The sequence below is a fragment of the Thermosporothrix sp. COM3 genome, from assembly GCF_059696735.1.
Window position 1 is genome coordinate 2,757,558 of sequence record NZ_AP019376.1, and the last position, 14,602, is coordinate 2,772,159.

General features: G+C 55.7%; 9 protein-coding genes and 1 pseudogene. 6 read left to right on the forward strand and 4 right to left on the reverse strand.

Translation table 11 applies throughout. The features are described 5' to 3' along the window. Positions 1-164: 164 nt before the first annotated feature. A complete protein-coding gene (locus KTH_RS11950) occupies positions 165-2,021 on the forward strand; it encodes a glycoside hydrolase family 6 protein (RefSeq protein ID WP_497618816.1) in 1,857 nt (618 codons plus the stop codon). Here the strand turns inward: KTH_RS11950 and KTH_RS11955 are convergent. Beyond that, positions 1,996-3,051 (reverse strand): hypothetical protein, encoded by a 1,056-nt coding sequence (locus KTH_RS11955; protein WP_497618818.1) that lies wholly within the window; start codon positions 3,049-3,051, stop codon positions 1,996-1,998. The two genes, KTH_RS11950 and KTH_RS11955, sit on opposite strands and share 26 nt — an antisense overlap. A 60-nt stretch (positions 3,052-3,111) precedes the next feature. After that, positions 3,112-5,829, reverse strand: a complete 2,718-nt coding sequence (locus KTH_RS11960; protein WP_497618820.1) for a hypothetical protein — start codon at positions 5,827-5,829, stop codon at positions 3,112-3,114. A 241-nt stretch (positions 5,830-6,070) separates the two neighbouring features. Here KTH_RS11960 and KTH_RS11965 point away from each other — a divergent pair, with 241 nt between their 5' ends. From KTH_RS11965 to KTH_RS11980, 4 genes are all read left to right on the forward strand, one after another. Beyond that, the gene (locus KTH_RS11965) at positions 6,071-6,541 is read left to right on the forward strand and encodes a MarR family winged helix-turn-helix transcriptional regulator (protein WP_497618822.1); all 471 of its coding nucleotides are present in this window, start codon (positions 6,071-6,073) and stop codon (positions 6,539-6,541) included. Between the two features lie 167 nt (positions 6,542-6,708). Continuing rightward, positions 6,709-7,953, forward strand: a complete 1,245-nt coding sequence (locus KTH_RS11970; protein ID WP_497618824.1) for a sugar ABC transporter substrate-binding protein — start codon at positions 6,709-6,711, stop codon at positions 7,951-7,953. Between the two features lie 111 nt (positions 7,954-8,064). After that, the gene (locus KTH_RS11975; RefSeq protein ID WP_111321078.1) at positions 8,065-8,985 is read left to right on the forward strand and encodes a carbohydrate ABC transporter permease; all 921 of its coding nucleotides are present in this window, start codon (positions 8,065-8,067) and stop codon (positions 8,983-8,985) included. Then, positions 8,982-9,914: a sugar ABC transporter permease gene (locus KTH_RS11980; protein WP_111321080.1), complete on the forward strand. Its 933-nt coding sequence runs from the start codon at positions 8,982-8,984 to the stop codon at positions 9,912-9,914. Before KTH_RS11975 ends, KTH_RS11980 begins: the two co-directional genes overlap by 4 nt. A gap of 71 nt (positions 9,915-9,985) precedes the next feature. Here KTH_RS11980 and KTH_RS11985 read toward each other — a convergent pair whose 3' ends face one another. Together KTH_RS11985 and KTH_RS11990 are read right to left on the reverse strand one after the other, a co-directional pair. Beyond that, entirely contained in the window at positions 9,986-12,112 is a 2,127-nt protein-coding gene (locus KTH_RS11985) for an alpha-amylase family glycosyl hydrolase (RefSeq protein ID WP_111321082.1), read from the reverse strand. Positions 12,113-12,274: 162 nt separating this feature from the next. Next, complete coding sequence (locus KTH_RS11990) at positions 12,275-12,715, reverse strand: MarR family winged helix-turn-helix transcriptional regulator (protein WP_111321084.1); 441 nt, start codon at positions 12,713-12,715, stop codon at positions 12,275-12,277. Positions 12,716-13,263: 548 nt separating this feature from the next. Between KTH_RS11990 and KTH_RS11995 the strand changes: the two are divergent. Then, positions 13,264-14,508: pseudogene (locus tag KTH_RS11995) on the forward strand (alpha-amylase family glycosyl hydrolase); the annotation flags it as partial. Positions 14,509-14,602: the final 94 nt, after the last annotated feature.

A 14,602-nucleotide genomic window follows, 5' to 3' on the forward strand; every position in this document is an offset into this window, starting at 1 on the left:
GGGCACGTCGGTGTTCCCGGCACTGACCAGAAATTGACCAATAAGTGCTCATTTTTCCACTTGTCTTTCATTCGTGCCCCTTCTACACTTGTGAGTGGATAGAAGGAACTATCCGCGGTCACAGTGCCATGCAGTACGAGTTTTCACTGAAGGAGATGTTCTTTATGGACCATGATCCAGAAAACAGGCGACGCCTCAGACGAGGGGTGCGCGGCCTGGCACTCTTCATGATCCCGTTGCTACTGGTGACAGGAAGTCTGTTTTCCAGTACGCAGGCCATTCGCGCGGCGTCCTACTGTCAGGTGACGTACACCGTTACCAACCAGTGGCCCGGCGGCTTCGGCGCGAATATCGTCATCAAAAATATCAGCTCTTCAGCCTGGTCAAGCTGGCAGCTCACCTTTAAGTTCCCCGATAGTGGGCAGCGTGTCTCGCAGGGCTGGAATGGCGACTTCTCCCAGAGCGGGCAGAATGTCACCGTGAAGAATTTGAGCTGGAACGGGAATGTTGCGGCGAACGGCACCGTGAACCCCGGCTTCAATGGCACCTTTGGAGCGAGCAACCCCGTCCCGACAGAGTTTGCTGTCAATGGCAATACCTGCGGTGCAACAGGTAATCCGACACCCACGCCGACCAACACACCTGGAACCCCGACACCGACCAATACGCCCGGAACCCCGACGCCGACAAGCACTCCTGTTACTCCAACCCCGACGCCACCACCTTCGGGCGAACGCGTCGATAACCCCTACCTGGGCGCGGTGGGCTATATCAACCCCGATTACGCGGCAGAGGTCCGTGACGCGGCCAGTAAAGTAGGCGGAACGCTCGGTCAGCAGATGGCAAAGGTCGCCAATTATCCTACCGCTGTCTGGCTTGATCGCATCGCGGCAATCACCGGCGGTCCCGGCGTGACTCGCACCCTTGCCGGTCACCTTGATGCCGCACTGGAACAGGCAAGTAACAGCACACTTCCTGTTGTCATCACGATTGTTGTCTATGATCTGCCGAACCGTGACTGTGCGGCCCTTGCTTCCAATGGTGAACTGCTTGTGGCTCAAGACGGCCTGAATAAGTACAAATCGCAATATATCGATCCTCTGGCCACTACACTGAGCCAGTCGAAGTACAGCAAGCTGCGCATCGTTGCGATTATCGAGCCCGACTCACTCCCGAATCTGGTTACGAACCTCAGTATGGCGAAATGTGCCGAGGCCAATTCCAGTGGCGCGTATGTCAAAGGCATCCAGTATGCGCTGAACAAGCTGTACGCGATCCCCAACGTGTACAACTATATCGATATCGCACACTCTGGCTGGCTCGGTTGGAGCAGTAACTTTGGTCCCGCTGCTGATCTGATTGCCTCGACAGTGAAGGGCACCGATGCAGGCGTGAACAGCGTCGCGGGCTTTATCAGCAATACCGCGAACTACACGCCGACCACCGAGCCCTACATGACAGCAAATCAGAATATCAACGGGCAGCCTGTGCGCTCGGCGAACTTCTATCAGTGGAACGACTACATTGATGAGGCTTCGTATGGGACCGCGATGCGCAACGCGTTCATCAGTCGCGGCTTCCCGAATACGATTGGCATGCTGATCGATACCTCTCGCAACGGTTGGGGCGGCTCTGGACCGCAGGGTTCACGACCGACCGGCCCGAGTAGCTCAACCGATCTCAACACCTTCGTCAATCAGTCCAAGATTGACCGCCGCGTCCATCGAGGCAATTGGTGCAACCAGTATGGCGGCATCGGCGCTCGTCCTCAGGCGAATCCGGCCCCCGGCTTCGATGCCTATGTGTGGATCAAACCGCCCGGTGAGTCCGACGGTGCAAGCCAGCCAGTCGATAACGACGAAGGGAAAGGCTTTGATCGCATGTGTGACCCGACCTATCATGGCAGCCAGCAGGCAAACGGCGGCAATCTGACCGAGGCCATGCCGAACGCTCCGTTAGCCGGACACTGGTTCGAGGATGCCTTTGAGCTCCTGGTCAAGAATGCATATCCTGCGCTGTAAAGCTCGTTTCATCACATGGTGTGCCTGGCGGGAGGACCAATCGGTTCCCCCGCTTTTTTATCACTTGAGCCGCTGCCAGACTCTCGCCACCCGATGACGCGCCAGGCTGAGCGCGGTCGCCAGCATTACCAGCAAGCCACCCACCAAACAGCAGCAACGCCAGCGAGAGCGGCAATCCCGTTGAAGGCAGGAACAGGGTATAGATCGCGCTGACAACAACCAGCGCCGCCCCGGCCAGGACGAAGATTCGCGTGCGCATGATCAGACCGAGCAGGAAGAGCGCCAGCGCCTCGCCCGCCAGCATCAGCGTTGGCTGAAGGTTTGCCTCACTGATACTGAGCCAGAGCATCGGCATCAACAGCAGCAGCGACCCGAGCACGGCACTTCCCTGCGCGTACCGACGATAGTGAGGAATCGTGTGATCCCGCATGAGCACCGGTGTCATGATGATGAAGCAGAGCGCCGGCGCAAGCGTCAACAGGCCGGGATGACTCTGACCAAGCGCGTACAGCTCCCAGGTAAAGCTGAGGGCAACCAGGATTCCAGCTCCGTAGATGCACCCATGCTGCCAGAGCGGCCTGTTGAGAAGGCGGCCACACCAGAAAAGGAGCAGCGCCAGCAGCAAGAGCGAGCATGCCCCCGTATGCGTCAACGGCGCGTATGGCCAGATACCCCGTACCAGACAGAAACCGACCACACCACACTGAACCAGCAAACCAGACACAAGATGAAATGCCTTTGGTGACACAGGGCATATCACCGCCGGCCTGCGCACCCAGAGCCGATGAGAAGCAAACAGCAAGACAGCTATCAGGTTGCAGGCGAACACCTGCTGCCAGAGCGCCCAGGGAAGAAGTGACACAAGTCGCAAGCTCAGCACAAAAGGCAGGAGCAACAATACAGGTATACGCTCGAACAGCACCACCCCGATGGTCAACGCGCCACAGAGGCCAAGCGCCAGCATGATCGGACCGTGCAGCACAGGCGTCATGTAGCTGGACCAGAAAAGCAGGCCTATTGCCAGTCCCATCGTGACATACAGCGCCCAGTTCCATTGATAGCGCTTCAGACCCGGCTCTTCCTCGTTGCGTCATACATATCCGCAGAGCATTCCGAGCAGTCCCGCACCCACGGCAATACCAGTCAACCAGAGGATTGCAGACAGATCAAACGCAGCAAAGCGCGCATGGGGGATCGTCTGATACAGGCTATATGCTGTAAACAGCAGTACAGCGGGCATAAAAGTCGGCTTCCGCTTCAGCCACAGGACACCAAAAATCAGCGACGCATAGAGGAGATGCACCGCCGGGGGCCACGGCAGTCCATACGTCAGCAGGCCCGCGATACAGGCCGTCATAAAGCCGGGCGTGGAAAACTGCTTCAGGCGCTCAAACCGCCCACAGAGCAGCCCCAGGCCAAACAGGCCAAACGCAAGCACCGGGGCATAGTAGATGTAGCCAGGCGCCAGCGCGTTCCAGGCCGCGAGGAGAGCAGCCAGACAGGCCAGCCAGAACATACCACTGTCGATCAAACCAGCAACGCTACAGACCAGCGCAAAGCCAACCAGCGCCCAGAAGCCGACCGGGCTGCTTAACGGCAGCAACCACATGCATAAAACAGCAGCCCAGTAGAACGGGAACGCGTAACGCTTTCGAGACAGCAACAGACGCGGAACCAGCCCACACAGCACGATAGCATGCGGCAACCAGACAATTACTGGAGGCGCTTTGATCAGCCCCATCGTCACAAATCCGATACTCATCAGCAGCCACCACGCCTCATCCGCCATCAAAGCCGCACCATACCAGATCACCGCAAGCGCAAGCAGGGCATACGCTGCCGGAAATGGCAGAGGAAACCATATCAGGCTGACTCCATATACTACCGCAAGCAACCACAGCGGCCAGAGCCACCCGCATGCGTCCTCCTGTTTCAGTCTCCGCACAACGACAGCAAGCAGCGGCAGCCCGCCCGCGAGCAGAAAGGCCACCAGTGCATACGCGGGCAGATACACCAGCGCAAGCAGTCCGAATAGCAATGTAAAACCCAGAAGCGCTTGACGTCGCTGGTAGAGCGCCATCACATAGACCAATCCAGCGAAGAGGAGCAACTGCAAGAGCATCATATCTCTATTTGAGATAGCGCTGATAACAAATGTCCCCACCGCATACAGCACCGTCAGCAGTTCCAGTGCTTGCGCATAGGGTGCACTTACCAGCTTCCGCACAAGTACGCTTGCCAGCAGAGACGCCAGCGTCAGTCCGAGCAGAAAAGCGATTGGGTTGACAGCCAGCCGGATCAGAGCAACGCTTACCAGCCAGTGCAGCAGCAGGCCACCAGGCACAAGCAGCCAGACAAATGCCTGCTCTCTCGGCACCCGCTGGAACCCGGTTCGCCTGAACATCAGCGCGAGCAGCGCCACAAGCCCCACCACCACAAGTGCAAGCTCTATGGGCGTGCTCTCCATCGAGAGGCCAAAGCGGCAACGCATGGTATGGCAGAGCAACTCGAGCAGCAGAACCGGGCGGCTGAGCACGGGACAGAGCAGAATCAGAAGCAGCGCGAGGATCTCCAACTGCTTTACAAGCTCCTTCTCCAGCCGTCCCCGGAATACCAGCAGCACAAACAGCAGCGCACAGCTCATAAACATAAGCTCAAACCCCGCCTTGTCCAGTCGAAAGGCAGACGCTCCCAGCAGGGCGGACAGCAGGAACAGACCAGGCAGGAAATGCCGCCAGAATGGCCGTTGTCGGGCATAGCACCAGAGCCAGATGAACAGCACCACCGCCTGCACAGGACTGGAAAACCTATCAAACGTTCTTCCGACTTCGATAGCTGATAGCGTGAAGAGTTGAAAGACAAAGGACAGGCTCACCGCACAGAGTATTGCACAGAAGTAGGAATAGAGCCGAAGCGGCTCCTCAACAGGCTGGAAGCGGCTCTCTTTCCCTACGTGACGCGCAATCAGCAACGCGCATACCGCAAGCAGCGTCAATCCGCATGGATACCAGCACCACGTGAGCTGAAGCGCTCGCATAGTTGCCACTTCGGTGATCACCAGCGCTACCACCATGAGATAACCAAACAGCTTGTAGCGCTGATAGACCGCCAGCGCCCCATAGGTCAACGCGCCATAAAGGGCCGCCAATGCAATCTCAACATCGGTCGACATGGTCAACGACGAATTCACAACCAGCCGAAACCCTGCATAGCCAGCCAATGGCAACAATAACGCGAAAATGGCGGTGTAGATGATTGAGATGAGCCGAAAACTACGAAATCGATACGATATGATGCCGATACAGCCAAAAACAAGATGTACTCCCACCAGCACCAGAAAAGCCTGTAAGAGATCTGGTGTCGTGATAACAAAGCTTAAAGAGCCAAGTAAGAGCAAACAGGCACCAAGCGCCGCGACAATAGTAATCGTCTGATCGGCAAAGAATGTCCCCGGCGAGAAGAGCCGCTTCGGCTGCTCGCTCTCTTTGTGAACCTCCGCGACGGGCTTTGGCGCAGGCGGCTTTGGCGCCTCCACCTTCACCGCTGGCTTGACGGGCTTCGGTTGCATCGCGGCTGCGGTCAGGTGATCCAGCCACTCGACTCGCACCTGAGAGCGCCGTACAAGCTGCTCTACAGTGAGCTGCCACCCCTGAAAGTTCCCCACACGGTGCAGGTCACGCAGGACAGCCTTCAGGTAGCGCTGCTCTTCCGGGATGAAGACGGGATAGCCGCACTGCTGGCAGGCCGGTCCCTTCCGGGGGTCCACCGCATATCCGCAAACGGCACAGTGAGAAACATATGGAAACATAGGACGCTCCTTGTCGGAGTTCAATACGCATTTCTCCCCAAGTATAGAAGAATACTCATCCACAAAAAGAGGGTCATATGTCCCATTTCATCGGACCGAAACAGAGGGCAGGACTGAATCATCCATGCCTTTTTGTTTCCGGTGAAAAAGTCGAAAACAAAACAGTTGACAAACAAACTATTTTTCCGCTATACTTTTCCACAGAACAGTGAGTATCTCTATCACGGGGAAAGAGAGCACAATGAGTTTAGAAGAACACGACGGTCACAAGGAGCTGAATATTTATCAACAGCTTGTTCGCGCCTATGTGTTGCTTGACGACAGCGACAGCCGCTTCTTCTCTGACTATGGGTTGAGCCCCCGACAATTCTGGACGCTCTCCCATCTCGACGAGAAAGAGGGTCACTCTATGATCGATTTAAGCCGCCTGATCCTGACAGACAAGAGCAACATGACCGGCATCATTGACCGCCTCGAAAAGATGAAGCTGGTCAAGCGACAGCCAATGGTGCAGGATCGCCGTGTTACCCTCATTACCCTTACTCCAAAGGGGAAAAAGCTGCGGGATGAGATTGAACAGCAGCACCGACTACGCATTCGCGAGCTGATCGGTGTGCTCCCGCCCGAGCGGCAGGGCTTTTTCCTGGAATGTCTTGAAACGATTGCGCAGCACGTTGAAGAGTATCTGGCAAATACGCCAGCCAAAACCTGAGGAGCTGAAGGGGACACATACTACATCAATATCAATCACTCTTTTCGCCTTTTCCATTATGGTTCACAAAGTTGTGCATGCGCATAATGGCATATTGTCATCATGTTGTAAGAAACAACGGTTTCTTTATACCTCGGTAACAGAGTCGTTTTTCTCGGAGGTTCTTTATGAAGACCGCGACGCGTCTTTTCTCTTCACTCTTTTTGCTGCTCTCTCTTTGTGTGATTGCAGCCTGTGGCGGCAGTAACTCAGGAGGAGCCAGCAGCGATCCCAACGCACCCAAAACCATCGTTCTCTGGCACAACTGGCAGGGTGCCTACCTGGATGCGAAAAAAGCTATTTTTGACGAATACCACAAACAGCACCCCAACGTTACCATCAAGCTGGTCCAGCAGGCTGACCTGGTCAACAAGGCCACCACAGCCGTCAAGCAAAAGAACGGCCCCGATATGATCGCGTGGGCAGATGATGCACTTGGTCAGCTCGCCGCAAGCCGGGTCGTCATCCCGATGGACCAGTACATCAGCGCCGACTTCCTGAAGTCTACCTACTCCGCACCCGCCGCGCAGGCCGTCACCTACAATGGGAAAGTCTATGGCGTCCCTGAGACTGTAGAAGCGGTCACCATGATGTATAACAAGAAGCTGCTCAAAGAAAACGATGTGCCCAAAACTACTGATGAGCTGCTGAACTTTGCCAAAGAGTATCAGGCCAAGCACCCCGGTCAGTTTGGCGTTGTCTGGAACACAACCGATGCCTATTTCGATGCTCCCTGGTTCTACGGCTTCGGTGGATACTATGTGAAAGAGGATGGCACCGTTGGCCTGACAAGCGAGGGCTCGCTGAAGGCGACCGAATATCTCGCGTCTTTCCGCCAGTATATGCCTAAACAGATCAGCTATGATGTAGCCTCCTCGCTCTTCACCGAGGGCAAATCCGCGATTATCATCAACGGCCCCTGGTCCTACAGTGACTACAAAAAGGTCGGGATCGACGTTGGTTTCGCCAAGCTCCCCACCATCGGCGCCACGAATACACCGGCCAAGCCATTTGTTGGTGTCAAATCGCTATGGGTGACGAGCAACGCGAAAGATCCCGCTCTCTGTGCGGATATCATGAAGTTCTACACGAACACCGAGAATCAGGTGAAGATGAGTAAGCAGTCCAGCGAGATTCCAGCCAATAGCGCCGCCGCACAGGATACATCGGTGAAAGAGAATCCCGCGATTAATGGATACGTTGCTCAGATCGAGAACGGTATTCCTCTGCCCAACACACCGTATATGTCGGCCCTGTGGAAGCCTGTGCAGGACGCAATGACCGCAGTATGGAGTGGGAAACAATCGCCCGCGGATGCGATGAAAGCCGCTCAGAAGGCCGCTGAAAGTGGCGTCCAGAATATCAAAGGATAGCATTTCCCTTCATTCTGGAGGAACCGGTGTGTAGCGTGGCTATACACCGGCTTTCCTCATACCAGGAGACAAAACCGCAGTGATTCCACGTCCAACAGAAAAGGTGCAACGATGAAAGTAAGCCGCCTACAGATCTTCCTCTATCTCTTGCCCATGCTGCTGACGATTCTCGTCATTAATATGACGCCGATCGTTTATACGCTGTACCTCTCGTTCACCAATAATACACTCTTCAACGATGAATATAAGTTCGTTGGCCTCGCCAATTATCAGCGCTTGCTGGTCGGCACCGATAGCGGCGAATTCCTGCAAGTTCTGGGCCTGACCGTGCTGTATGTGGTGGTCTGTGTCAGCCTGTTCCTGATCGTCGGCATGCTCACAGCGCTGGCACTTAATAATCCCCGTGTCAAGCTTCAGGCTCTCTGGCGCGGCATCCTGTTGATTCCCTGGGCCACACCCTACGCCATTACCGTGCTGATCTGGAAATTCCTCTTCAACTACGACTTTGGTCCGATTAACCAGATCCTGCGCATCTTTTTTGGCCCACAGGCGGGCATCCCCTGGCTGACAGAGCCGTTCTGGGCCTTCGTCGGCGTCGTGATTGTCAATGTCTGGCTTTCGTATCCCTTCTTTATGATCGTGATTCTGGGCGCGCTACAAAGTATTCCGCAGGAGCTACTGGAAGCCGCGAGTGTTGACGGAGCCACGCCCTGGCAGAGCTTCTGGCGCGTGACACTGCCTCTGCTACGTCCGGCACTGCTTCCAACCACCATTCTGAGCTCAATCACCACATTTCAGATGTTCGGCGCGGTCTACCTGATCACCCAGGGCGGTCCTGTCACCAGCGCGGATAAGCCCGGCGCGACCTCCTTTGTGATGATCTACGTGTATAACCAGATTCTCAGCGGTTCAGCCGCAAACGTACAATACGCGAAGATCGCGGCATTTGCCATCATCCTGTTTATTATCCTGGGCGCTCTCACCTTCCTTGCACGCGCTCTGGGAGCGAAAGATAAGGAGCTCTACGCATGAACGACATTGTGGCAGAGGAAGCTGCTGTTGCAGCGAGCACCAGCGCGAAGACAACACGTCGCCCGCTCCGCAAGCGTCGCGCCGGCGTACTTGGTGGAGTGAAACTGGCGCTGACCTATGCGTTTCTCATCGTTATGGCGATTTTCGCGCTCTTCCCGATCTACTTTGTGGTTCAGGCCTCGCTGGCAGGCGGGCAGAACCTCTATTCGACCGACCTGCATTTGTTGCCGGTCCAGCCAACCCTTGATAACTATGTCTATGCCTTCACAAAAGAGCCGCTCTTTGCGTGGCTACTTAACACGCTACTTGTATGCGGGCTCTCTACCCTCTATGGGCTGGTTGCCTCGATGACCGGTGCCTACGCACTTTCGCGGGCACGGTTCCGGGGTCGTCAGTTAACGTTGACGCTGCTGCTCGTTTTGCAGGCATTTCCGGGGCTGCTGGCATTGGTTGCCTACTATTACCTGCTGCAATTCCTGCAATTGATGGATACCGCGCCGCTGCTCGGGCTGGCGATCGTCTATGCGGCAAGCTCTATTGTGTTTAGTTGTTGGAACATCAAGGGCTACTTTGACACGATTCCGGTTGAGCTGGAGCAGGCCGCACTGATCGATGGTGCGAGCCCGTGGCAGGCCTTCTGGAAAATCACACTTCCGCTGGCGCTCCCGGCACTGGCGGCATCGGCACTACTCATCTTTATTGGCGGGTGGAGCGAATTCGCCGTCGCGAACGTGCTGCTAAACGCGAATGAGGATGGCTCGAACCTGACTTTCATTCTCGGGCTCTACCGCCTGCAAAGCGACTTCCGCACGCCCTGGGGCTATTTTGCCGCCACCTCGATTATCTTTTCGGTTCCGCTGATTGCCATCTTCCTCTATGCGCAGCGCTTCTTCCGCTCGGGCCTGACGATTGGCGGCGTCAAAGGCTAATATGCAGAAAAAGAACAAGAGCGAGGGAGGGCATCCCGGCTCTTGCTCTTTTTTTATGGCTTGTTCGTGCATCAATTCTGCCAGTTGACGGTGAAGGAGCCCGTCCCGTTGCAGGGCGTCGTATAGGTATGGTTGGGATCTTTCTCCCATTGTACCGAGCCGTTCGCCCGAACAATGACGAATTTCAGCTCGATCTTCTGGCAGGCCGGAACACCTGCCAGCACGAACCAATCCGGGTATTTTGGTGTGTGCAGCGGGCCTATTGCGGCCTTTACATCCCAATTTCCCAGTTCGTCAAACTGCCCGGTCAGGTAGACATTATCACCCGGGTTCGTCGGAGGCGCATTCCGTACCGTAAACGTCACCGCTGTCTGGGGGCCGGTTGAGACCCGTGTGGGATAGCCATTGCTACAGGTTGACGTGCAGACCTGCACCATTTGCAGCCCGCTCGTAACCTGCGGTACCGTCACCGTAATGGATTGAGCCGACCAACTTTTCACCGTTGCGTTGCTTGCGCCAAACTTCACTGTCCCGGGAGTGGAGCCAAACCCCTGCCCATCGATCACGACCTGACCGCCCGGTCTGCTGAGATTGGGGCTAACGCTGCCAATAGCGGGCCCTTTGTCGGCGCTTGCCTGCCAGATTGAGACCTGATTTGCTCCGAGCAAGAAGGATGATACCGCACCATTTGTCACCGTAAGCGAGGTACCACCATGTAGCAGCGAGCCCAGATAATCGCGATAGGTGCCGTCTGGAAGCCGGGTTTGCATATTGGAGATGGTATAAGGGGTTGCGCTCTTGTTCACAGCCACCACAATCACGTTTTGATTGAAGTGCCGTTCAAAGATGAATACATCGTTATTGAGCCAGCGCTGTTGATAGGAGCCATAGGCGAGCGCCGGGTTGCTATGCCGCAATTGCGCCAGCAGCTTGATCTCGCGATAGGCCGTTGTTGTGGTGTCAAAGTTCGTCATCATCGGGCGGCTATACGGATCACCGCCGCCATCGGTATCATTGTGCAAGTACTGCTCGGTTCCATAATAAATGATTGGAATACCTGGCAACGTCATCGTAACCGCAAGTGCCTGATGCAGGCGATCATGGCTCCCGTTGAGCGAAAGGAAACGGGGCATGTCATGATTATCGATGGAGACTGCCTGATCGTTGAGCCAGAGCAAATCACGCCCCTCACGCGTCAACACGGCGTCCAGCTCGGTTGCATTCTTCCCGGCGCCATAGACATTCCGCAGGGCGGTGGTCAGCGGAAAATTCAGCAGGTTGATCCCGCTGTGATTGGCGAACGAGGCAGCCGCCGGGTAGGTCGGGTCGTCGATGCCGGACATGAGCCATTCCCCGACCAGATAATGAGGCGCATTGGCATTCACTGCGTCGCTGAGGGTACGTGACCAGCCGCCGCCCGGCTCCGAGAGATGTTTCGCCGCGTCAAGCCGAATGCCATCAATACCATATTGCAGGAACTTCGCGATTGCGCCTTTGAGGTAGCTATCGACGCCGTTATTCTCCTGTGCCAGATCCGCGAGGTTGAACAGGCTATAATAGACGTTCTGATAGGGGTCGTTGTAGTCCATAATGGCAGGCAAATGGTGAAACCAGTTCTGCGGATCGTTGTTATATGCTGCCTGAAAGGCCCCATCGCGATAGAGGCTCCCCTGTTCGGCGGTCTCGCGTGGGCTGGTGTGGTTGGGCGCGAAATCGAGAATCACCTTGATTCCTTTGCTATGCGCCGTCCTGACAAGGGTCGCAAAGTCATCCCATGTTCCGACATGCGGATCGATGCGGTAGAAGTCGCGAGCCCAGTAACCGTGATACCCTGCCTCATTGTGATCGGTGAGACGGTGAATATTCTCAACGGGCGGAGAGATCCAGAGGGCCGTGATGCCCATGTCGGCAAGGTAGGAGAGCTTCTGAGTCAGCCCGGCCAGATCGCCGCCCCAATACAGCCGCCAGTTTTTGTGAGAGCCATCATAGAGACCTCGCGCCTCAGGTGGATCATTATTCGCGGGATTGCCATCAAAGAAGCGATCAAGCAGCACCTGATAGATGACATCGGGTTTGAAATTCGCAGTATTCCCGCTCACAGTCGTTTGTGCCTGTGCGGGCGCTGCTCTGACTGGAGCCGGGCAAAACAACATCACGACAAGCAGAATTGGCAGAACATGCGAGATGAGACGGCGCATCAGCTATTTTCCTCCTTCTGGTTGCACACTGCATTGTTTCGTGTGGCGCGTACGCGCCACGTCTGCTCGGTTGTCAAAAGAAACAACCGCGATTCCTGGCTTTTTCGGGCTCTTTTAACACAGTGTAGCAAAACCAAAAGGGCCTTATTCCCCAAAAAGGGATTATTCCTGCGAGCGCTCGATCTCGGCCAGCAGCACCGCTCGTAAGCGGCGATGCATCTCGATAAGCTGTCGCTGTTCGGCGGGACTGAAGGCATCCAGGCGCTGTTGAATGGTCTTTTCGAGCGCGGCCCGAGCCAGATCACGCCGTCGCAAGCCCTCCTCAGTCAATGTGACCCGCTGTGAACGGCGATCCTCCTGATTGGCAACGCGACACACCAGCCCTTCCCGCTCCAGTGCGTCAACAAGCCGTGTTACGGTGCTCCGCTCGCACAGCAGGCGTTCGCTGAGATCAATCAGTCGCCACCCTTCCTCCCTATCGAGTAGCAGAAGCAGATGGTACTGCAACGGGCTTAAATGAAACGCGCGAAGTACCAGCCTATCGCCATGATCAAGCAATACACATAGATCCTGAAATATGCGGTAATCCTGATAGCTATACATGCTCCTCCTGCCCCTGACTGTTGCGCTGGCAACAAATATGTAGCTTAACTGTTGCGTCTACAACAAAGTATGGCTATAAAAAGGCGCTTTGTCAAGCTTTCAGTCAGAAAGAACGGCATGCCACTCTTATCTGCTTCATAGAGAGGCTTGACAACTGGCAACCGCGGCGTGTACACTTTGTTGCAGATGCAACAAATGAATACACCACTGTTGCACCGGCAACAAACAACCTTCAGCCTGGGTGTGAAAAGGAGACGACCATGCCAGACATTTCTGAGCAGACGACAATAGAAGTGGAAACGCTGAATATCGCCTCTGCGCCGGGTGATCTCCCTGTACCGGCCATCGCAGAGCGCCTTCTTGCCCTTCGCCATCAATTTCGTCATGATAATACCATCGTGCCTCTCGCGCCTCGTCCCGGACAGGAAGTTGAGGTGCTGGCTGTGAGTGGCGAAGCCCTGCCATTGGAGCGGGCCGCCCTTTTTTACACAACTGATGGCAGCCAACCGGAGAGCAATGCAGCCGTCATCCCGATGGAGCGTCATCATATGAGCTGGGATGTACAAGCGGGCTACCTTACCTATTGGCGAGCACTGATCCCGGCCCAACCCACCCCGGGCATTGTGCGCTACCGTATCGGCGGCTGGACGCACGGCACTGCATCATCAGAGACGCCCGATGTCTGGGCTCAAGATGGCCAGGGCTACGCCTTTCGCCGCACCGGCACGCAGGCAACAACCACCTTTGCCTTTACGGTCGAAGAAGCAAGCCTGCCCGCATGGGTGCAGAACGCTGTCATCTACCACATTTTTCTTGACCGTTTTCGCACCAGCAAGCCAGATGGTTCCTTTGATGAAAACGACGATCCGCAAGCCCTGCACGGCGGTACGCTGCGTGGCGTAACGGAGGCTCTGCCCTATCTGCAAGAACTGGGAATCACGTGTCTCTGGCTCTCTCCGCTGCATCCCGCCGAGACCTATCATCGCTACGATGTGCTCGATTACTTTGACGTTGACCCACGATTAGGCAGCAAAGAGGATCTCAAGGAGCTTGTTGAGCGGGCGCATGCGTTAGGAATGCGTGTCATGCTCGATTATGTGCCCAGTCATACTTCATGGCATCATCCCGCCTTCCTCGCGGCACAGCAGCAGCGTGATGCCGAAACCTATGACTGGTATACCTTCGAGCAGTGGCCCGACCAGTATCGTAGTTTCCTGGATCTTGTTCCCACGCTTCCCTCGCTGCGCTCCGATAGCAAAGGGGCCCGTCAGCACATTATCGAGAGCGCTCTATACTGGATGCGCGAGTTTGGCATTGATGGTTTTCGCCTCGATCACGCCATTGGTCACAGCATGGATTACTGGACAGATCTACGCCACGCCACCCACGCAACCTCACCTGACGCCTTTTTACTGGGAGAGGCCACCGATACCCCCGAGACGCTGCGCAACTATCGCGGCAAGCTGGACGGCATCCTTGATTTCCCCCTGACCTCGGCGCTACGTCATACCTTCGCGCTTCAGGATTGGAGCGTGCATCAATTTGAACAATTTCTCTTTGCCTATGAACACTTCATGGCTGACGGCCCGGGACGCGCCACGTTCCTTGATAATCATGATATGAACCGTTTCCTGTTTCTTGCAGGGAACTCCATCGAACGCTTAAAAATGGCCGCCCTCTGTCAGTTCACGCTCGCAGGCACCCCGATTCTTTACTATGGAACCGAAATCGGGTTGACGCAACGTGCCGCCATTGAGCAGGTCGGAGATGCTGAGGCCCGCCGCAATATGCCGTGGAAGCGCGATGAGTGGAACCTTGATCTGCTCGCTTTCTATCAGGCATTGATCCAAATCCGCCGCACGACGCCGATTCTTGCGCACGGGAAAC